Genomic DNA, 20100 nt, shown 5'->3' on the forward strand with positions numbered 1-20100 from the left:
GGTGATGTACCTGTCCGACTCGATCAGTAGGTATAAAACATCCGCTGGATGTTCTTGGTATCGGTCGTCTTGGTCAACGCCAGCATCAGGAGAATGCGCGCCTTCTGCGGGCTCAGCGTATCGGCCACCACGAAGTCCAGCTCGTCGTCATTGGCTTCGCCATTGCGCGCCACGATGCCCTGGCCGACGCGGCTCGCGCGCACGATCACGACGCCGTCCTTGCGCGCCTTGACCAGCGCCGGCTTCGTCTTTGCCGGCAGGCTGCCATTGCCCACGCCCGCATGCACCAGCCCCCTGGCGCCGGCTGCGACCAGCGCATTCACGGCCACGTCGCCCACGTTCGCATACGCGTAGGCCACGTCGACCTGCGGCAGCGCATCGAGTTTGCTCACGTCGAACTCGGTGTCCAGCGTGTGGTTGCGCACCACGTTACGGTAGAAGAACGGCTTGCCGCCCTGGATGTAGCCGATCACGCCCAGTTCCGACGTACGGAAGGTGTCGGTCGTGGTGGTGTTGGCCTTGGTGACGTCGCGCGCCGAATGGATCTGGTCGTTCATCGCCACCAGCACGCCGCGGCCGGCTGCCTCGGGCGTACCGGCCAGGCGCACCGCGTTGTAGAGGTTGATCGGGCCATCGGCCGACAGCGCGGTCGACGGCCGCATCGAACCGACCACCACCACCGGCTTTTTGCTCTTGACCGTCAGGTGCAGGAAATAGGCCGTCTCTTCGAGCGTGTCGGTGCCGTGGGTGATCACGATGCCGTCCACGTCCGGCTGCGCCAGCAGCACGTTGACGCGCTTGGCCAGTTGCAGCCATTGCGCGTCGCTGATGTTCTCGCTGGCGATCTGGAACACCTGCTCGCCGGTGACGTTGGCTATCCTTGAGATCTCGGGCACCGCCGCGATCAGCGATTGCACGCCCACGGTGGCGGCGGTGTAGCCGACCGTGGTGGTGCTGGTGGCGCCGGTGCCGGCGATGGTGCCGCCGGTGGCGAGGATGGTCACGTTCGGCAGCTTTGCCGTGGTCTGGGCCTGCACCGCGGCAGCGGCGAACATGAACAAAAAGCCGAACAGCGCGGCGCGCGCGCGTGCGGCTTGGGGGAACAGCTGGGACATCGTGTTACTACCTTTCTAAAACTGGCGGGACGCCCTGGAAATCAGGGCTTTTTGTAGACCACGCCATCCTTCATCACAAACTTGACCTGCTCGAGCACTTTCACGTCCTGCAGGGGATCGCCCTCGACCGCGATGATGTCGGCCGCGAAGCCCGCATCGATCGCGCCCAGGCGCTTCGGCAGGTCGAGCAGGATGGCGGCGTTGACCGTGGCCGAGCGGATCGCATCGGCCGGCGTCATGCCCGCTTCGACCATATAGCCGAATTCCTTGGCATTGTCGCCGTGCGGGAACACGCCGGCGTCGGTGCCGAAGGCGATCTTCACGCCGGCTTTATAGGCGCGGCCGAAGGTGGCTTGCAGCTGCGGGCCGATCGCGGCCGCTTTCGGACGCACCAGGGCGGAATAATAATTCGGTTCCTTGGCCTTGTCCGCCACGTAGCGGCCGGCCGAGATGGTCGGCACGTACCAGCCGCCGCCTTTCTTGAACAGCGCGATGACCTCGTCGTCCATCAACGTGCCGTGTTCGATCGAGTCGACGCCGACGCGCAGCGCGCGCTTCATGCCTTCGGCGCCGTGGGCGTGGGCCGCGACGCGGAAACCGTAGTCCTTCGCGGTGCTGACCACGGCGCGCAGCTCGTCCTCGGTGTACTGCGAGTTGTGGCCGCTGGCGGCCTGGCTCAGCACGCCGCCGGTGGCGGTAACCTTGATCAGGTCGGCGCCATCCTTGTAGCGGGTGCGCACCGCCTGGCGCGCTTCCTCGGGGCTGTTGAGCACACCCTCGGTGGGGCCGGGCGTGCCGATCTTCTCGGACAGGAAATGCGACAGGTTGTTGGTCGGGTCGGCGTGGCCGCCGGTGGTGGCCAGCGATTTACCGGCGGTGAACATGCGCGGACCCGGCACTTCGCCGGCGGCGATGGCGCGCTTGAGCGAGATGTTCAGGTTGTCGGCGGCGCCCAGGTCGCGCACGGTGGTGAAGCCGGCCATCAGGGTGCGCTCGGCGTACTTCACCGAACGATAGGCCATGTCGGCCGGATTGGCGGCCAGGCGGTCGCGGTAGGCGTCGACCGCCGGCTGGGTTTCGCTGGTCAGGTGCACGTGCATGTCGATCAGGCCCGGCAGGCAGCTGTGGCGCGAGAGGTCGATGTTGCCGGCAGCCTGCGTCATCGGTCCCACCGACACGATGCTGCCGTTATCGATCACGATGCTGACGCGCTCGCGCCAGGCGCCTTTCTGGACGTCCAGCAGCCGGCCGCAGTCGACCGTCTGGGTGGCGGCGTGTGCGCTGTTCAGGGCCAGCAGCATGCCGGCGGCAACCATCTGTTTCATCTCTTTCCCCTTGTTGTGATTATCGATGTTGAAAAAACAAAGGCCCTCCATTGCTGGAAGGCCTTGGGTGCTACGGGCAGCCGGTTGCCATCGTCATTTCAACGGTGAGATGGCGGGCTCCTTGTTCGGTTCTCCCAGGTCGCCCTCCCACTTGGCGACGACGGCGGTGGCGATGCCGTTGCCGATCACGTTGGTGGCCGAGCGCGCCATGTCCAGGAAGTGGTCGATCGCCAGCAGCAGCAGCAGGCCCGCTTCCGGAATGTCGAACTGGTTCAGGGTGGCGGCGATCACGACCAGCGAGGCGCGCGGCACGCCGGCCATGCCTTTCGAGGTCAGCATCAGCACCAGCATCATGGTGATCTGAGTACCGACCGACAGGTCGATGCCGTAGGCCTGGGCGATGAAGACGGCTGCGAAGGTGCAGTACATCATCGAGCCGTCCAGGTTGAACGAGTAGCCGATCGGCAGCACGAACGAGGCCAGGCGGTTCTTGACGCCGAAGCGCTCCAGGCTTTCCAGGGTTTTCGGGAAGGCGGCTTCGGACGAGGCGGTCGAGAAGGCCAGCACGGTCGGGCCGCGCAGTTCGGAGACCAGGCGCAGGATGCGCGGGCCGATCACGGCCATGCCGATGCCGATCAGGACGATCCACAGCAGCGCGATGCCGAAGTAGAACTGGGCCATGAAGATGCCATAGGTCGACAGCACGCCCAGGCCGCTCTTGGCGATGATGCCGGCCACCGCCGCGAACACCGCGATCGGCGCGAAGTTCATCACGTAGCCGGTCAGCTTGAGCATGACGTGGGCGACGCCGTCGATGGCGTCGATCATCGGCGTGGCGCGTGCGCCAACCGCTGCGGCGGCGGTGCCGAAGAACAGCGAGAACACCACGATCTGCAGGATCTCGTTCTTGGCCATGCCGTCGACGATCGAGGTCGGGATCAGGTGGGTGATGAAGTCCTTCATCGTCAGGCTGCCGCTGGTGATGCCCGAGCTCGCGTCGACCGGCGGCATCATGCCTGCCGCGAACAGCGCGTCGCCCGGACGGAAGATGTTCACCAGGACCAGGCCGAGCGACAGCGAGATGACCGAGGCGATCATGAACCAGCCCAGCGCCTTGATGCCGATGCGGCCGACTTCCTTGGCGTCGCCCATCTTGGCGATGCCGACCACCAGGGTCGCGAACACCAGCGGCGCGATGATCATCTTGATCAGGCGGAGGAACATCGTGGTAATCAGCGACATCGTGTCGGAGAAGCTCGTCGCGCCCGTCGCATCGGTATTGGTGTTGACCAGGTAGCCGACCACGATGCCGACCACCAGGGCGATCATGATGAAGGTAGTCAGGCGATTTCGATTGTTCATAAAGCTTCCTGTCGTGTGGACCTGTGCAGGGCCGGCGGCGGCGGATTGCGCTGTCGCTGGCAGGTTGTTCGGGCAATGACCGGTTTTCGAGGACCGAAGGCCGGTTGGTACTGAAGATTATGGCAAGTTCCGCAGTATCCTAGGCACAGTTAGTGCTGTCAAGCACGCTTACACCGTTGTCGTTACGGTAATCCGACATGACTTTCCGGCCCGCCGAACGCACCCCGCGCGGCGCGGCGCAGCGCAGGTAAAATACGCCTTTCATACGCCATTCGTTTCCGAGAGCCGCCATGTCCACCATCGAGACCCCAGACACCATCACCATCACCCGCCCAGACGACTGGCACCTGCACCTGCGCGACGGCGCGGCGATGGCCAGCGTGCTGCCGCACACCGCCCGCCAGTTCGGCCGCGCGATCGTGATGCCGAACCTGCGCCCGCCCGTGACCACGGCCGCCGCCGCTCTTGAATACCGCGCCCGCATCCTGGCCGCGCTGCCGGAGGGGATGGTCTTCGAGCCCTTGATGACGCTGTACCTGACTGACAACACCGATCCGGACGAGATCCGGCGCGCACAGGACACCGGTTTCATCCACGCGGTCAAGCTGTACCCGGCCGGCGCCACCACCAACTCGGACGCCGGCGTCACCGACCTCAAGAAGTGCTACAAGACGCTGGAAGTGATGCAGGAAGTCGGCATGCCGCTGCTGGTGCACGGCGAAGTGACCGACAACGAGATCGACCTGTTCGACCGCGAAGCCGTGTTCATCGAGCGCGTGATGCGCCCGCTGCGTAAAGACATGCCGGCGCTGAACGTGGTGTTCGAGCACATCACCACCAAGGACGCGGCCCAGTACGTGGCCGAGGCCGAAGGCCCGATCGCTGCCACCATCACCGCCCACCACCTGCTGTACAACCGCAACGAGATCTTCCGCGGCGGTATCCGCCCGCACTTCTATTGCCTGCCGGTGCTCAAGCGCGAGGAGCACCGCCTGGCGCTGGTCACCGCCGCCACCAGCGGCGACGAACGCTTCTTCCTGGGTACCGACTCGGCCCCGCATGCGGTGCACACCAAGTACGCCGCCTGCGGCTGCGCCGGCTGCTACACCGCGCTGCACGCGATGGAGATGTATACCGAAGCCTTCGCCCAGGCCGGTGCGCTCGACAAACTGGAAGCCTTCGCCAGCTTCAACGGCCCGGCCTTCTACAACCTGCCGCGCAATGAAGGCACGATCACGCTCAAGCGCGAAAGCTGGACCCTGCCGGAATCGGTGCCGATGGGCGAACACCAGCTGGTGCCGCTGAACGCGGGCGAGAGCATCAACTGGAAGATGGTATAAGCAGCACCGTGCTGCCGCCGATCGACTGGGCGCAGCCCTGGTACGACACGGTGCGCCCGGCTTTCGAGCGCGCCGCGCCGCCGCCGGAAGGCTTCATCGACGCCTTCAACGTGGCGGCGCGCGCGCTCGACCTCCGCAATGGCGGCGGCATGCCGCTGTCCTTCGTGCCGCAAGCCGCGCTGCCGGAAGGGACGGCCTATGAAGAATTCATCGGCGCCACCGGCCAGGTGCCGACACGCGACAACCTGCACGATTTCTTCAACGCGCTGGTGTGGCAGACCTTCCCGGGTATCAAGCGCGCGCTGAACGCGCTGCAGGCGGCGCAGATCGCGCAGGCTGGCGTCGGCAAGTCGCGCGGTCCGGCGCGCGACGCCGCCACCATCTTCGACGAGAACGCGGCCTTGCTGGTGGTGCGCGACAACGAGGCAGGGCGCTCGCTGGTCGACGACTTGCGTGCGCACCGCTGGCTGGAGGCCCTGTACGATAAGCGTGACCTGTTCGGCAAGGACGTCGAGGTCTGGCTGTTCGGCCACGCGCTGATGGAAAAGCTGGTGGCGCCGCGCAAGGCGATCACCGCGCATACGCGGGTGGTGTTTGCCGGCGACGATTACTTTGCGCTGGCAGCCGATGCGCGCCGCGCATGGCTCGACCGCGAGGTGGCGGCCAGCCTGGCGAAGCAAGATCTGACGCCGGGCGGCTTCACGCCCCTGCAGGTGCTGGGCATTCCAGGCTGGTGGCCTGGACAAGACACTGATTTTTATCTGGATACGACTGTGTTCCGTCCCAAGCGGACGGCGTGAAAAGGGAGAGGCCGATGGCTGAAACGGTACGCTGGGGAATTCTCGGCACGGGCAAGATTTCGCGTGCCTTTGCCAATGCATTGAAGGACGTGCCGGGCGCCGTACTGGCCGCCGTGGGTTCGCGCAGCCAGGACAAGGCCACGGCCTTCGCCGAGGAATTCGGCGCGCTCGCCAGTTATGGATCGGGCGAGCTGCTGGCCCAGGCCGAGGGCGTCGACCTGATCTACATCGGCACGCCGCATCCGGAGCATGCCGGCAACGCCCTGATGGCGCTGCGCGCCGGCAAGGGCGTGCTGTGCGAGAAGCCGTTCACGATGAACCTGCGCGAAGCCGAGCAGGTGGTGACGCTGGCGCGCTCGAAACGCCTGTTCCTGATGGAGGCGATGTGGACGCGCTACCTGCCGGCCTACCTGGAAGTGAAACGCATCCTGGCCTCGGGCGAGATCGGCACCCCGCGCCAGATCGTCGCCGACTTCGGCTTCGCGGCCGCCTTCGGCCCCGAGCACCGCGTGTTCAATCCCGAGCTGGGCGGCGGCGCGCTGCTCGACCTGGGCATCTATCCGCTGTCGGTCGCGGCCGGCTTACTGGGGCCAGTGATCGAAGTCCGTGCGCAAGCCGAGATGGGCCCGACCGGCGTCGACGTGCAGACCGGTTTCACGCTCAAGCACGAAGGCGGCGGCATGTCGGTGTGCAGCTGCTCCTTCCTGGCGCGCACGCCGGCCGAGCTGACCGTGTCGGGCGAGCGCGGCCAGGTACGGATGAATACCATGTTCCACCGCGCGACCTCGGTCACGGTCAAGCTGGACGACGGCAGCGAGCGCACGATCGAGACCCCGTATCTCGGCAACGGCTATGTGCACGAGGCGATCGAGGCCCAGCGCTGCTGGCAGCAGGGGCTGCTGGAAAGCCCGTCGATGACGCAGGGCGAGACGCTGGCGCTGATGGGCGTGATGGACGAGATCCGGCGCCAGATCGGCCTGCGTTACGCGGCCGACCGCGTCTAGGGCGGATGCCATGAAGCTCGGGAGCGTCACGCCGATCCTGCGCATCTTCGACGAGGCCAAGGCGCGCGAATTCTATGTCGACTACCTTGGCTTCACGGTCGACTGGGACCACCGTTTCGGTCCCGGCATGCCGCTGTACCTGCAGGTCTCGCGCGGCGACTGCGTGCTGCACCTGAGCGAGCATCACGGCGATTGCTGCCCGGGCGCCGCGCTACGCATCGAGGTCGACGACGTCGATAGCCTGCATGCCGAACTCACCGCCAAACAATATGGTTATGCGCGGCCCGGGATCGAGGACACGCCGTGGGAGACGCGCGAGTTGAGCGTCAAGGATCCGTTCGGGAACCGGTTGACCTTCGCCGGCTAGCGGGCCGGCCTCCTACTTCGGCGCGGTGGCGGCATCCAGCCGCTTGAACAACTCCCGGTGCAGTTCCCGCGTGTGCTTCTCCATATGCGTGCGCGCATGCCCGATCTCCTTCAATTCGCGCTGGGCTACCGCCTCCTTGCCATTGGCGAGCGCCCACAGCGCCAGTTCGACGCGGGCCTCGATGCTGCCGAAACGTTCGACGACGGCCTCGAATTCGGTGCCCGCTTCTTCTTGCCGCCCGACGGCGGCATAGGCGCGGCCCAGTTCCAGCCCGACTTCGTCGGCGCGAAAGTTCGGATGCTTCGATTGCAGCGGCGCCAGCAGCGCAATCGTCGTCGCCGGCTGTCCATGCGCCGCATTGGCGCGCGCGGCGCCCAGAATGACCTCTGGGTCGCCGGCGAATGGCCCGTTCAGGCAGGCATCGTAATGGCGCACCGCTTCTTCCGATTCGCCAGCCTCGAGCAGGGCGGCGGCCAGGCGCATTTGGTTGTGGGCGGTCGGCGTCAGGTCGAACGCGCTCCGGGCTTCGCGCACGTCGCGGCCAGGATCGAGACTTTTCTGGAGCGCGCGCCCGGCCATGCGGCCACGTCGCTCGAGACGCGAGGCCGGCAGGTATTCCACGACGAAGTAGGCGAGGCTGCCGAGTAGGGGGAATGAGAACAGGATCAGCAGCCAGTACATCTGGCGGCGGTTGCGCAGGGCGTGGATCGCGAAGAAGAGGGCGATCAGGAAATGCAGTCCGAGTCCAATGAAGGGCATGGGCGGTTCCGAGTCCGGTGATGAACGAAGTACGCGACACGCCGGGCCGGATATCGCGCTACAGCAAAGATATCCGTAATCGGGGGTGAAATTTCTAACCGATTGTCACGGCGCCTATTTGACCACCGGCGCATCCACGATATGCCGCACATCGAGCGCGCGGATGCGCGGCTCGACGTAGTAGCCGCCCGCTTCCACATAGCTGAGGCAGTAGCGCAGGCACACGCTGCATTGCTGGACCGCGCAGCGGTTGTAGGGAAAATAGTGGATGGCGATCGGCGCATCCGGCGACCAGTAATTGGTCCCGTGCGGATGGTATTCGGCGAAGGTTGGCTCGGCGTAGGGATCGCCGGCCAGCGTGCCGGCCGGGCGCATCTGCGCCTGCGGGAACGACACCGGCGTACGCGTCCACCCGGGGTAACTCGCGATCTCGCATGCGCAGCTGTCTGTCACCGAGGCCGAGGCCAGGGCACGCAGTTCATCGATCGTCAATGCCTGTTCCGTATTCATCGTTCGTCTCTCCATCAGACCTTCAGGAATTCCTCGCGCCCACCCAGCCAGCGCGCCAGGTGCGCATCGACCACCGCGATCTTCTCGGGCTTTTCGCCGTCGAGCAGATACTGCGCCACATCGCGCGCGCGGTCGACCAGCCAGCCATCGAGCTCCAGGTCGGCGAAGCGCAGCATCGCCTGGCCCGACTGGCGCGCGCCCAAAAACTCTCCCGGCCCGCGGATCTCCAGGTCGCGCCGCGCGATCTCGAAGCCGTCGGTGGTCTCGCGCATCGTCATCAAACGCTGCTTGGCCACCTGGCCCAGCGGCGATTGGTACAGCAGCAGGCACACCGAGGCCGCCGATCCCCGCCCCACGCGTCCGCGCAACTGGTGCAACTGCGACAGGCCGAAGCGTTCCGCATGCTCGATCACCATCAGCGAGGCATTCGGCACGTCGACCCCGACCTCGATCACGGTCGTCGCCACCAGCACGTGCACCTCGCCGGCCGTGAAGGCATCCATCACTTCCTGCTTCTCGGCCGGCTTCATGCGGCCATGCACCAGCCCCACCTGCAGCTCGGGCAGCGATTCGGCCAGGGTTTCGTAAGTCTCGGTCGCGGTCTGCAATTGCAGGGCCTCGGATTCCTCGATCAGCGGGCAGACCCAGTACGCTTGCCGGCCTTCGAGCGCCGCCGCGTAGACGCGCTCGATCACCTCGTCGCGCCGCATCTGGTCGATCGCGCGCGTAACGATCGGGCTGCGGCCAGGCGGCAGTTCATCGATCACCGACACTTCGAGGTCGGCGTAATACGTCATCGCCAGCGTGCGCGGGATCGGGGTGGCCGACATCATCAGCTGGTGCGGCACCAGGCCGTCGCTGCCCTTGTTGCGCAGGGTGAGGCGCTGGCCGACGCCGAAGCGGTGCTGTTCGTCGACGATCACCAGGCCCAGTTTCGCGAACTGCACCGTGTCCTGGATCAGCGCATGGGTGCCGATCACCAGGTTCGCCTCGCCCGACTCGATCAACTCGTTCGACGCGGCCTTTTCCTTTTTCTTGAGGCTGCCGGTGAGCCAGGCGACCTTCACGCCGAGCGGCTCCATCCAGGCCGCGATCTTCCTGAAGTGCTGCTCGGCCAGGATCTCGGTCGGCGCCATCAGCGCCGCCTGGTAGCCGCTGTCGATCGCCTGCGCCGCGGCCAGCGCCGAGACCACGGTCTTGCCGCTGCCGACGTCGCCCTGCAGCAGGCGCTGCATCGGATAGCCCTCGCGCAGGTCGGCACGGATCTCTTCGACCACGCGCTGCTGGGCGCCGGTGAGCGCAAACGGCAAACCTTTCAGGAAGGCTTCCGACAGCTTGCCCACTGCGCGCAAGTGCGGCGCGCCTTTTTCGCGCCGCGCACGCTGCGCCCGTTTGAGCGACAGCTGCTGCGCCAGCAGCTCGTCGAACTTCATGCGCTCCCAGGCCGGATGCGATTTTTCGCCCAGCGCGTGTTCGTCGACGTCGGCCGGCGGATAGTGCAGCAGCTTCACGGCCGGCTCGAAGTCGATCAAGCCCATTTTGGCGCGGATGCCCGTGGGGACGGTATCGCTCCAGTCGATCCGCTTCATCGCATCGGCGATCGCGCGCCGCAGCACTGTCTGCGACAGGCCTTCGCCGGCCGGATACACGGGCGTGAGCGAGGAAGGCAGCGGTGCGCCTTCGTTGACGACCTTGTATTGCGGATGCACCATCTCGGCCCCGAAGAAGCCGTGTTTCAGTTCGCCGCGAGCACGGATGCGCACGCCTTCGGCCATCTGCTTGACCTGGCTGCCATAGAAATTCATGAAGCGCAGCAGCAAATCGCCTGATTCGTCGGCGATGGTCACCAGCAGCTGGCGCCGCGGCTTGAACGAGATTTCGTTCTTGGTCACCACGCCTTCGACCTGCGAAACGTGGCCGCCGCGCAGGCAGGCCTCGCGGATGGACACGATCTGGGTCTCGTCCTCGTAGCGCATCGGCAGGTGCAATACCAGGTCCATGTCGCTGCGCAGTCCAAGGCGGGCGAGCTTGCTTTCGAGGGTTTTGGGAGGATTTGTGGTCTTGGAGGCGGGCATATCGCGGCAAAATGGCGCTCGCTGGCGTAAAATAGAAGGTTCGCCATCAGCGCTGGAGCCTGTATTGTAAAGCTGGCAGCGCTTATTTTCCCAGAATTGAGAATAATGTACTCGCTTTCCGATTTCGACTTCGAGCTGCCCCCCGAGCGCATCGCGCAGCTGCCGCTGCCCGATCGCAGCGCCTCGCGCCTGCTGCAGCTCGACGGTGACCAGATCACCGACCGCCACTTCGCCGACATCGTCGGCCAGCTCCAGCCGGGCGACCTGCTGGTGATGAACAATACCCGCGTGCTCAAGGCGCGCTTCTTCGGCGTCAAGGAAACCGGCGGCCAGGTCGAGGTGCTGGTCGAGCGTGTGCTCGACAACCGCACCGTGCTGGCCCAGGTGCGCGCCTCCAAGTCGCCCAAGCCCGGCAACCGCATCCGCCTGGCCGACGCCTTCGACGTCACCACCGGCGAACGCGCCGGCGAATTCTTCACCCTGCATTTCGAGGGCGACGTGTTCGAGCTGATCGAAGCCCACGGCCGCCTGCCGCTGCCGCCGTATATCGAGCACACCGCCGACGAATTCGACGAACAGCGCTATCAGACCGTGTATTCGAAAGAGCCGGGCGCCGTTGCCGCGCCGACGGCCGGCCTTCACTTCGACCAGCCCCTGCTCGACAAGTTGGCGCAAAAAGGCGTCAAGTTCGCCTACGTCACCCTGCACGTCGGCGCCGGCACCTTCCAGCCGGTGCGGGTCGAGGATTTGAGCGAGCACAAGATGCACACCGAGTGGTACACCATTGCGCAAGAGACGGTGGACGCGGTGCGCGCCGCGAAGGCGGCGGGCCGCGACGTGGTCGCCGTCGGCACCACCAGCCTGCGCGCGCTGGAATCGGCCTCGCAAAGCGGCGAACTGCAAGCCGGCAGCGCCGATACCGCGCTGTTCATCACGCCCGGCTACACCTTCAAGACGGTCTCGCGCCTGGTCACCAACTTCCACCTGCCCAAGTCGACCTTGCTGATGCTGGTGTCGGCCTTCGCCGGCTATGCCCCGATCCGCAAGGCCTATGCCCACGCGATCGCCAATGAATACCGCTTCTTCAGCTATGGCGACGCCATGCTGCTGACGACTACTTCACGTTAAAGACACACGATGCTTGAATTTACCCTGCTCAAAAAAGACACCAGCGGCCTGTCGCACGCCCGCCGCGGCCGCCTGAAACTGAACCACGGCACCATCGAAACCCCGATCTTCATGCCGGTCGGTACCTATGGTTCGGTCAAGGCGATGGACCCGGTCGAACTCAAGGAAGTCGGCTCGCAAATCATCCTCGGCAACACCTTCCACCTGTGGCTGCGTCCCGGTGTGGACGTAATGAACAAGTTCGGCGGCCTGCACCAGTTCATGGGCTGGGACAAGCCGATCCTGACCGATTCCGGCGGCTTCCAGGTGTTTTCGCTGGGCGCCATGCGCAAGATCACGGAAGAGGGCGTCAAGTTCGCCTCGCCGATCGACGGCTCGAAACTGTTCCTGTCGCCCGAGATCTCGATGCAGATCCAGCGCGCGCTGAACTCGGACATCGTGATGCAGTTCGACGAGTGCACGCCTTATGAAATCGACGGCCGTCCGGCCACCGCAGAAGAAGCGGCCAAGTCGATGCGCATGTCGCTGCGCTGGGCCCAGCGCTCGATGAACGAATTCACCGGCGGCGAAAACCCGAACGCGCTGTTCGGCATCGTCCAGGGCGGCATGTACGAGCACCTGCGCGACGAGTCGCTGGCCGGCCTGGAAGACATTAATTTCCCGGGCCTGGCGATCGGCGGCCTGTCGGTGGGCGAGCCGAAAGAGGACATGAAGCGCATCCTGGCCCACGTCGGCCCGCGCCTGCCCGAGAACAAGCCGCACTACCTGATGGGTGTCGGCACGCCGGAAGACCTGGTCGACGGCGTGGCGAATGGCGTCGACATGTTCGACTGCGTGATGCCGACCCGGAACGCGCGCAATGGCTGGCTGTTCACCCGCTTCGGCGACGTCAAGATCAAGAATGCGCGTTACAAGGACGACCAGGCGCCGCTGGACGAGAGCTGCGACTGCTATTGCTGCAAGAATTTCTCGCGCGCTTACTTGCATCACCTGCACCGCTCGAACGAGATCCTTGGCGCCCGCCTGAACACCATCCACAACCTGCATTACTACCTCAAGCTGATGCAGGAAATGCGCGACGCCATCGATGCCGACCGTTTCAACGAGTTCCGCATCGAGTTCAATGCGGGCCGCGCGCGCGGCGTGTAAGCGCTTGCTTACTCGCTGAGCGGGGCAGCATCGTATTGACGCTGCTGCCCCGGGCTAAATTTCTAGCTGGCTCTTGCAATACTGAAAAGCAAGATTACCTATTGCCAGATTTGGTTTTCGGTGTCTAGCCGATGCTAGAATACACCGCTTATTTTTTTAACTTCACAATCGGAGTTCTTGTGTTCATTTCCAACGCTTACGCGCAAACCGCCGCCGCTGACCCAGGCATCATGGGCAGCCTGACGACCTTCCTGCCGCTGATCCTGATGTTCGTGGTCATGTATTTCCTGATGATCCGTCCTCAGCAGAAACGCCAGCGCGAGCTGAAAGCGATGATGGATGCACTGACCAAGGGTGACGAAGTCGTGACCGCCGGCGGCATCGTCGGCCGCGTCTCGAAAGTGATCGACGGCTACGTCACTCTGGAAATCGCTCCAGGCACTGAAATCACCGTGCAGAAAAACGCAGTGACCACCCTGCTGCCGAAGGGCACCCTGAAGGCCCTGTAATAGCAAGTCCTGTGCGGCCGCGCGCCGCACTGCCAACCTGAATGCCGGAACACTATGAACCGCTATCCCGTCTGGAAATACCTAATGATCGTCATCGCGCTGTTGCTAGGCGCGTTGTACACGGCGCCTAACTACTTCGGCGAAACGCCGGCGTTGCAGGTGACATCGGGCCGTTCGACCCTGAACATCACCAGCGCCACCACCACCCTGGTCGAGGATGCGCTCAAGCGTGCCGGCATTCCTTCCACCGGCGTCAGCCTCGAAGGCACGGGCCACAGCACCTCGGTGCGCGCGCGCTTCGCCGGCACCGAAGAGCAGTTCAAGGCCAAGCTGGCCCTGGAACGCGAATTGAACCGCGACCCGGCCAACCCCGATTACATCGTCACCGTCAACCTGGTCACCAATACCCCGGCCTGGATGGAAAAAATCGGCGCCGGTCCGATGAGCCTCGGCCTCGACTTGCGCGGCGGCGTGCACTTCCTGCTGCAGGTCGACACCAAGGCGGTGGTCGAGAACAAGGTCAAGGCGCTGCAGGCCAGCGTGCGCAGCAACCTGCGCGACGAGAACGTGCGCCATGCCGGCATCGAACGCGTGGGCGACACCATCGAAGTGCGCTTCCGCGATGCCGCGACCCGCGCTGCCGCACGCAAAGTGCTGACCACCCGCTCGAACGAATTGAACTTCGCCGAGGCCGCCGACGGCGCCGACCAGAAGCTGGTCGTCAGCCTCAAGCCCGACGCGATCAAGCAAAGTGTCGAAGACGGCGTCAAGCAGAACATCGTGACCCTGTCCAAGCGTATCAATGAGCTGGGCACCACCGAGCCGATCATCCAGCAGCAGGGCGCCGACCGCATCGTGGTCCAGCTGCCGGGCGTGCAGGACGTGGCGCGCGCCAAGGACATCATCGGCCGCACCGCGACCCTCGAGTTGCGCATGGTCGATTCGACCGTGACCCCGGGCACCGAGCTGTCGGCCGCCATCCCGCTCAATTCCGAACTGTTCACCGAAGGCCGCGGCGCCCCGGTCGTGCTGTCGCGCGACATCATCCTGACCGGCGAATACATCGCCAGCGCCACCGCCAGCTTCGACCAGAACCAGCAGCCGGCCGTCTCGCTCGATCTGAACGGCGACGGCGGCCGCCGCATCCGCCAGGCCACCCGCGACAACGTCGGCAAGCGCATGGCGATCCTGCTGAAAGAGAAGGGCGTGTACAACGTCCTGTCGGCGCCGACCATCCAGAGTGAACTGGGTTCGACCTTCCAGATCACCAATATGGGCACCTCGCAGGACGCCAACGAGCTGGCCCTGCTGCTGCGCTCGGGCGCGCTGTCGGCGCCGATGGAATTCGTCGAGGAACGCGTGATCGGCCCGCAACTGGGCGCCGAGAACATCGAGCGCGGCCTGCACTCGACCATCTGGGGCTTCGTGGCGATCGCGGTCTTCATGATCGTCTACTACCACTTGTTCGGCGTGTTCTCGGCGCTGGCGCTGGCGGCCAACGTGCTGTTCCTGCTGGCCCTGCTGTCGATCCTGGGCATCACCCTGACCCTGCCGGGTATCGCCGCAATCGCGCTGGCGCTGGGCGTCGCGATCGACTCCAACGTGCTGGTCAACGAGCGCATCCGTGAAGAACTGCGTGGCGGCGCGCCGCCGCAGGCGGCGATCGCGGCCGGTTCCAAGCACGCCTGGGACACCATCGTCGACTCCAACGTGACCACCCTGATCGTCGGCCTGGCGCTGCTGATCTTCGGTTCCGGTCCGGTGCGCGGCTTTGCCGTGGTGCACTGCCTGGGCATCCTGACCTCGATGTTCTCGGCCGTCGTCGTGGCCCGCGGTTTCGCCAACCTGTGGTACGGCCGCCAGAAGAAACTGACCAAGATTTCGATCGGCACGGTCTGGCAACCGGGCATGTCGCCTACCAAGAAGTAAGGACTCGAGACTGACATGGAATTTTTCAAGATCAAACGGGACATCCCGTTCATGCGCCACGCCCTGATCCTCAATGCGATCTCGGTGATTACGTTCTTGCTGGCGGTGTTCTTCCTGTTCAGCAAAGGCCTGAACTTCTCGGTGGAGTTCACCGGCGGCACCGTGATGGAGTTGCGCTATCCGCATGCGGCCAACCAGGAAAAGATCCGCGACACGCTGCGCGGCATGGGCTATTCGCACCCTGAGGTGGCCAGCTTCGGCACTGCCCAGGACATCATGCTGCGCCTGCCGATCCTGGAAGGCGCGGAAGCGGCCGGCACCTCGGCCCGCGTCTTCAACGCCATCTGCGCCGCCGACGGCGGTGCGCCGAAGCAGAGCCAGGTCACGACCGAAAAAGGCGAGGTGATCAACCACACCAGCTGCGCCAAGGCGTCCGGCGAAGAGCTGATCAGCCTGCAGCGGGTCGAGTTCGTCGGCCCGTCGGTCGGCGACGAGCTGGCCCAGAACGGCATGAACGCGCTGATCATGACCATCCTCGGCATCATGATCTACCTGGCGATCCGCTTCGAATGGAAATTCGCTGTCGCCGCCGTGGTCGCCAACCTGCACGACGTGGTCATCATCCTGGGCTTCTTCGCCTTCTTCCAGTGGGAATTCTCGCTGACGGTGCTGGCGGCAACGCTGGCGGTGCTGGGCTACTCGGTCAACGAATCGGTCGTCATCTTCGACCGGATCCGCGAGATGTTCCGCAAGCAGCGCAAGATGTCGACGTCGGAGGTCATTGACCACGCGATCACCAGCACCATCTCGCGCACCATCATCACCCACGGCTCGACCCTGATGATGGTGATGTCGATGCTGTTCTTCGGCGGTTACGCGCTGCACTACTTCGCGATCGCGCTGGCCATCGGCATCCTGTTCGGCGTGTATTCGTCGGTGTTCGTGGCGGCGGCCGTGGCCATGTGGCTGGGCGTCAAGCGCGAAGACTTGATCAAGCCGATCAAGGAAAAAGACGAGACCGACGGCGCGGTGGTCTAAGCTACCCGCTCCGCATGAAAAATGCCGCCCCGGCTTGCCGCGGCGGCATTTTGTTTGATGTGACGCGGTTGCGCGACGAATTTCACAGTGTTGTGTGTGGCAGCGCACGGAGTGCCCAGGCTGGCCCACCTATAGTGGAACTGTCTCTTTCAGGACATCCCTAGTTTTGGACTTCACCCGCTTCCGCAACGAAGCGGGTTTTTTTTGTCCGCGGCATCCAGCGGCCGCTCTTTACAGGGCCAGTTGCAGCCCGCCGTCGCCATCCGCCTGCGCCGCCGGCACGGCGCAGCAGACCAGCACCTCGTCGTCCGCCACGCTCGCGCCAGGCTCCTTGATATAGGTCACCGCTCCCTTGATTAGCTTGGTGCGGCAGGTTCCGCAAGTGCCTTCGCGGCAACTGAATTCTGGTTCCAGTCCGCGCGCCTCGGCCAGCTCGAGCAGGGTGCCGCTGCCGGGTGTCCAGCGCGCTTCCTTGAGCGAATCCATGAACATGACCGGCACGGTTGTCGTCGCCGGCGGCAGCCGCACAGGGGCCGCTACGGCGGCGCAGTCGGGCGTGCGCGCCAGCGAGGCCGGCCCGAAGGCTTCGGCATGGATCCGGCTGTCGGCGATGCCGTAGCCGCGCAGCCCGTCATAGATCGCCTGGCTGAAGGCCGGCGGGCCGCACAGATAGAATGCGTAATCGCCAAAGGACAGGTATTGGCCGAGCAGCGCCATGTCGATGCGGCCGGCGGCCTCGTAGTCCTGGCCCTCGCCGGCCTCGTCCGGTTCGCTCAGCACGCGCACCAGCTTGACGGCGCCCTTGGCGGCGGCGACCAGTTCGGCCAGCTCGCCGTCGAAGGCGCGCTCGGCCTTCGAGCGGGCGGCATAGAACAGGGTAGTGGGGCGAATCTTTTGTTTGCGCAATCCTTCGTAGACGATATGGCGCAGCATCGCCAGCATCGGCGTAATGCCGACGCCGCCGGCCAGCAGCACCACCGGCCGGCTGGTCGCCATGTCGAGCGTGAAGTCGCCGGCCGGTGCGCGGGTCTCGATCACGTCGCCTTCGCGCAGCTGCTCATGCAGGTAGCGCGACACCAGGCTCTCGCGCTTGACGCTGATCCGGTAGCCGCCATCGGAAGGCGCGTGCGACAGGGTATAGGTACGGATGAGCGGCTTGTCGGCGCCGGGCAAGGTGACCCGGATTGGCAGGTGCTGCCCGGCCAGATGCGGCAGCAGCCCGGCGCCGTCGTCCGGTTCCAGGTAGAAGGAGCGGATCGCCGTGCTTTCCTCGACGATGCGTGCCACCTTCAGGCTGCGCCAGCGGTTGGCGAACTCGGCTGCGCGCAGGCGTTCGCCGGCCTGCTGCCAGTCGCCGGTCATCAGCGAGTTGGGCGACCAGCCACCGTCCTGGAAGGTCCAGCGCAGGGCCAGGCCGGCGCGCCGGCGCACGATGCGGCGCGGCTTGAACGTCCACAGCCGCTCGGCGCCCTGGAAGGCGGTGATCTCGGGCGAGTCGAACACGACGTCGGCGTCGCCGCTCATCTGCAGCATGTCGCCGCTGGCGAAATCGACGAACAGCAGCCCGGCCTTGCCATTGACGACGATATTGCCCAGCGTATTGAAGAACAGGTTGCCGTCGAAATCGGGAATCGTGAGCGTGCCGTCGTCCGCGATGCGCACGAAGCCGGCCTTGCCGCCGCGGTGCGAGACGTCGACCTGGCGCCTTTCGGCGCGGTCGGCATAGGAGGCGACGAAGAAGGCGTCGGCCCCTGCGATCAGCGCGCGCGCCTCCGTGTCGAGCACGGCCAGGTGCTCGGCCTGGCCGGTGAACGGGGTGCCCGGCTCGCGCTCGAAAGCGAACTCGCGCACCTGGATGTAGCGCGGGCAGTTGCCGAAGCTCTGGTCGACGTCGATATGCAATCCAGCATCCGTGTGCGCTAGGCGTCCGTTCATGCGGTTGCGGCGCCGCGTGTGCATCTCCATGCCCAGCAGGCCCACCGGCGCGCCATCGCGCATGCCTTCGGCGGCCGGGTCAGCTGGGTGCACACGGGTGGCGAGGTCGAGCGTGGTGCGCGTTGGCGACGACATGAAGCCCGGCCGGCCTTCAAGAAAAGTAGCCCACGCATCGCCCCTTCCATCCACGCTGCCCAGCACGATGAAGGGCAGTTGGGCGTAGAAGTCTCGGTGCTGCTCGGGCATGAAATCCCGCACCACGCGCCGGCCGACGATGTCCATGCGTTCGACCACCCCCAATTTCGCCTGGATGAATTTTTCGCCTTCGTGCCAGGTGGGCAGCTTTTCCAGTTGTTCGGCCATATCGTCTCCTCTCAATGCGTGGGCCGTCGTTATGCGGCGGCGGCGAGGCCGACCGGCGTCTGGACAAACGGAACGAAGCCCGGCAAGGCCTCGATGCGGCGCAGGAAGGCCTGCACGGCGGGATAGCCGGACAGGTCGACATTGCCTTCGGGCGCGCGGGCGAGGTAGCTGTACAGCGCGACGTCGGCGATGGTCGGATGGTCGGCGGCCAGCCAGTCGCCGCCGGCCAGGTGGCTTTCGAGCCGGGCGAGCAGGGCGTGGGCGCGGGCGATGACTTCGTCGGCACGGTACTTGGCGCCGAACACGGTGATCAGGCGCGCCGCCGCCGGACCGTTGGCGACTTCTCCGGCGGCCACCGACAGCCAGCGCTGCACGGCCGCGGCGCCGGCCGCGTCCACGGGAAGCCAGTCGTGACGGCCAGCCTTGGTGGCGAGATAGACCAGGATGGCGTTCGAATCGGCGATGACCGTGCCATCGTCTTCCAGCACCGGCACCTGGCCGAACGGGTTCAGCGCAAGAAAGGCGGGTTTCTTGTGGGCGCCGGCCTTGAGATCGACTTCGACCAGCTCGTGCGGCACGCCGAGAAGCGAAGCGAACAACACGACGCGGTGGGAATGGCCGGACAGCGGGTGGTGATGGATTTTCATTTTGTTGATCCCTGGTTGGTTGATGGAGCGCGTCAATCGCGATCCATGGGAGCAGTGTGGGATCAAATGGATTTGATGGGAATGACTCTGTTGGCACATGATTATTTCGCTGATCGAAATAATCGCTCATGCCAGACATGTTAAAAAATCATGCCAAAGTGTGAATCAGCGCACCGAGCTGCTGCCTTGCCAACAGTAAGATGGACTCGTCTCTTTCAGGACATCCCTAGTTTTGGACTTCAACCCGCCCCGGCAACGGAGCGGGTTTTTTTTTGCGCTGTTATCGTTAGATATGGATGAGCATTGAACTGCTGAGCTGACCCGCGGTCCAATCCTGGTCGTCATCGATCGGGAGCGCACGATGAAAGCACCGAAGTTTGAGAAGCTGTTCGCCCAGCTGCCTCAACTGAACCAGCCGCAGCGTCAGCAGGTGCTCACCGCCCTGCATCCAGCTGCCGGGCTCGACCGGGTGGTTGCTCTCATCGGCGAGATCCGGTCAAAGGGGCGGTGCTGCCCGGATTGCGGCTGCCAGCGTTGGCACCGGCATGGTCACGCTAACGACCTGCAACGCTTTCGCTGTTGTGCATGCGGCCGCACCTTCAACGACCTGACGGGTACGCCACTGGCGCGGCTCAGGCACAAGGGCAAGTGGCTCGATTATCTGGACACGGTCCTCGATTCCCGCACGGTCCGCTCTGCAGCCAAGCGGCTCGGCGTGCACTCCAACACGACCTTTCGCTGGCGT

The 20100-nt window shown here is 64.9% G+C and carries 18 protein-coding genes; 10 read left to right on the top strand and 8 right to left on the bottom strand.

From position 1 onward, the window contains the following. Window positions 1-23: 23 nt before the first annotated feature. The 3 genes from SOM28_RS20400 to SOM28_RS20410 all read right to left on the bottom strand — a co-directional run bounded on the left by SOM28_RS20400 (window position 24) and on the right by SOM28_RS20410 (window position 3802). The gene (locus SOM28_RS20400) at window positions 24-1055 is read right to left on the bottom strand and encodes a type II asparaginase (protein WP_320469264.1); all 1032 of its coding nucleotides are present in this window, start codon (window positions 1053-1055) and stop codon (window positions 24-26) included. Between the two features lie 101 nt (window positions 1056-1156). Continuing rightward, complete coding sequence (locus SOM28_RS20405) at window positions 1157-2440, bottom strand: metal-dependent hydrolase family protein (protein WP_320469249.1); 1284 nt, start codon at window positions 2438-2440, stop codon at window positions 1157-1159. A gap of 93 nt (window positions 2441-2533) precedes the next feature. Then, the gene (locus tag SOM28_RS20410) at window positions 2534-3802 is read right to left on the bottom strand and encodes a dicarboxylate/amino acid:cation symporter (RefSeq protein ID WP_123070235.1); all 1269 of its coding nucleotides are present in this window, start codon (window positions 3800-3802) and stop codon (window positions 2534-2536) included. A 290-nt stretch (window positions 3803-4092) separates the two neighbouring features. On the opposite strand from SOM28_RS20410, the gene pyrC reads away from it, so the two are divergent. The 4 genes from pyrC to SOM28_RS20430 are packed head-to-tail and all read left to right on the top strand — an operon-like array spanning window position 4093 to window position 7313. Further along, window positions 4093-5142: a dihydroorotase gene (gene pyrC, locus SOM28_RS20415; RefSeq protein WP_123070234.1), complete on the top strand. Its 1050-nt coding sequence runs from the start codon at window positions 4093-4095 to the stop codon at window positions 5140-5142. 8 nt (window positions 5143-5150) lie between these two features. Continuing rightward, on the top strand, window positions 5151-5942 hold the full coding sequence (locus SOM28_RS20420) for a DUF3025 domain-containing protein (protein WP_320469250.1): 792 nt from the start codon (window positions 5151-5153) through the stop codon (window positions 5940-5942). 14 nt (window positions 5943-5956) lie between these two features. Continuing rightward, the gene (locus tag SOM28_RS20425) at window positions 5957-6946 is read left to right on the top strand and encodes a Gfo/Idh/MocA family protein (protein ID WP_320469251.1); all 990 of its coding nucleotides are present in this window, start codon (window positions 5957-5959) and stop codon (window positions 6944-6946) included. A 10-nt stretch (window positions 6947-6956) separates the two neighbouring features. Beyond that, entirely contained in the window at window positions 6957-7313 is a 357-nt protein-coding gene (locus SOM28_RS20430; protein WP_123070231.1) for a glyoxalase superfamily protein, read from the top strand. A 12-nt stretch (window positions 7314-7325) separates the two neighbouring features. Here the strand turns inward: SOM28_RS20430 and SOM28_RS20435 are convergent, their stop codons facing one another. The 3 genes from SOM28_RS20435 to recG form a co-directional block, all read right to left on the bottom strand. Then, window positions 7326-8072: a hypothetical protein gene (locus tag SOM28_RS20435; RefSeq protein WP_320469252.1), complete on the bottom strand. Its 747-nt coding sequence runs from the start codon at window positions 8070-8072 to the stop codon at window positions 7326-7328. A 114-nt stretch (window positions 8073-8186) separates the two neighbouring features. Further along, window positions 8187-8582 carry a hypothetical protein gene (locus SOM28_RS20440; RefSeq protein WP_320469253.1) on the bottom strand — a complete coding sequence of 132 codons (396 nt, stop codon included), beginning with the start codon at window positions 8580-8582 and terminating at the stop codon, window positions 8187-8189. A gap of 14 nt (window positions 8583-8596) precedes the next feature. Then, window positions 8597-10657 carry an ATP-dependent DNA helicase RecG gene (gene recG, locus SOM28_RS20445; protein WP_320469254.1) on the bottom strand — a complete coding sequence of 687 codons (2061 nt, stop codon included), beginning with the start codon at window positions 10655-10657 and terminating at the stop codon, window positions 8597-8599. A gap of 105 nt (window positions 10658-10762) precedes the next feature. On the opposite strand from recG, the gene queA reads away from it, so the two are divergent. From queA to secF, 5 genes are all read left to right on the top strand, one after another. Beyond that, complete coding sequence (queA, locus tag SOM28_RS20450; RefSeq protein WP_123070227.1) at window positions 10763-11785, top strand: tRNA preQ1(34) S-adenosylmethionine ribosyltransferase-isomerase QueA; 1023 nt, start codon at window positions 10763-10765, stop codon at window positions 11783-11785. Between the two features lie 9 nt (window positions 11786-11794). Continuing rightward, window positions 11795-12934, top strand: a complete 1140-nt coding sequence (gene tgt / locus SOM28_RS20455) for a tRNA guanosine(34) transglycosylase Tgt (RefSeq protein ID WP_320469255.1) — start codon at window positions 11795-11797, stop codon at window positions 12932-12934. A gap of 131 nt (window positions 12935-13065) precedes the next feature. Further along, on the top strand, window positions 13066-13443 hold the full coding sequence (yajC, locus tag SOM28_RS20460) for a preprotein translocase subunit YajC (RefSeq protein ID WP_183407461.1): 378 nt from the start codon (window positions 13066-13068) through the stop codon (window positions 13441-13443). A gap of 54 nt (window positions 13444-13497) precedes the next feature. Next, window positions 13498-15372 (top strand): protein translocase subunit SecD, encoded by a 1875-nt coding sequence (secD, locus tag SOM28_RS20465; RefSeq protein WP_320469256.1) that lies wholly within the window; start codon window positions 13498-13500, stop codon window positions 15370-15372. Window positions 15373-15387: 15 nt separating this feature from the next. Continuing rightward, entirely contained in the window at window positions 15388-16410 is a 1023-nt protein-coding gene (secF, locus tag SOM28_RS20470) for a protein translocase subunit SecF (protein ID WP_123070223.1), read from the top strand. A 231-nt stretch (window positions 16411-16641) separates the two neighbouring features. Here secF and SOM28_RS20475 read toward each other — a convergent pair whose 3' ends face one another. Then, window positions 16642-18708, bottom strand: coding sequence for a 2Fe-2S iron-sulfur cluster-binding protein (locus SOM28_RS20475; RefSeq protein ID WP_320469257.1), 2067 nt, complete (start codon window positions 18706-18708; stop codon window positions 16642-16644). A gap of 29 nt (window positions 18709-18737) precedes the next feature. Continuing rightward, window positions 18738-19355, bottom strand: coding sequence for a glutathione S-transferase family protein (locus tag SOM28_RS20480; protein WP_320469258.1), 618 nt, complete (start codon window positions 19353-19355; stop codon window positions 18738-18740). Window positions 19356-19716: 361 nt separating this feature from the next. On the opposite strand from SOM28_RS20480, the gene SOM28_RS20485 reads away from it, so the two are divergent. After that, the coding region (locus tag SOM28_RS20485) for an IS1/IS1595 family N-terminal zinc-binding domain-containing protein (protein ID WP_414675185.1) at window positions 19717-20100 on the top strand (384 nt) is incomplete at its 3' end.

The organism is Massilia sp. CFBP9026 (assembly GCF_034045165.1).
Lineage (GTDB): Bacteria > Pseudomonadota > Gammaproteobacteria > Burkholderiales > Burkholderiaceae_D > Telluria > Telluria arenae.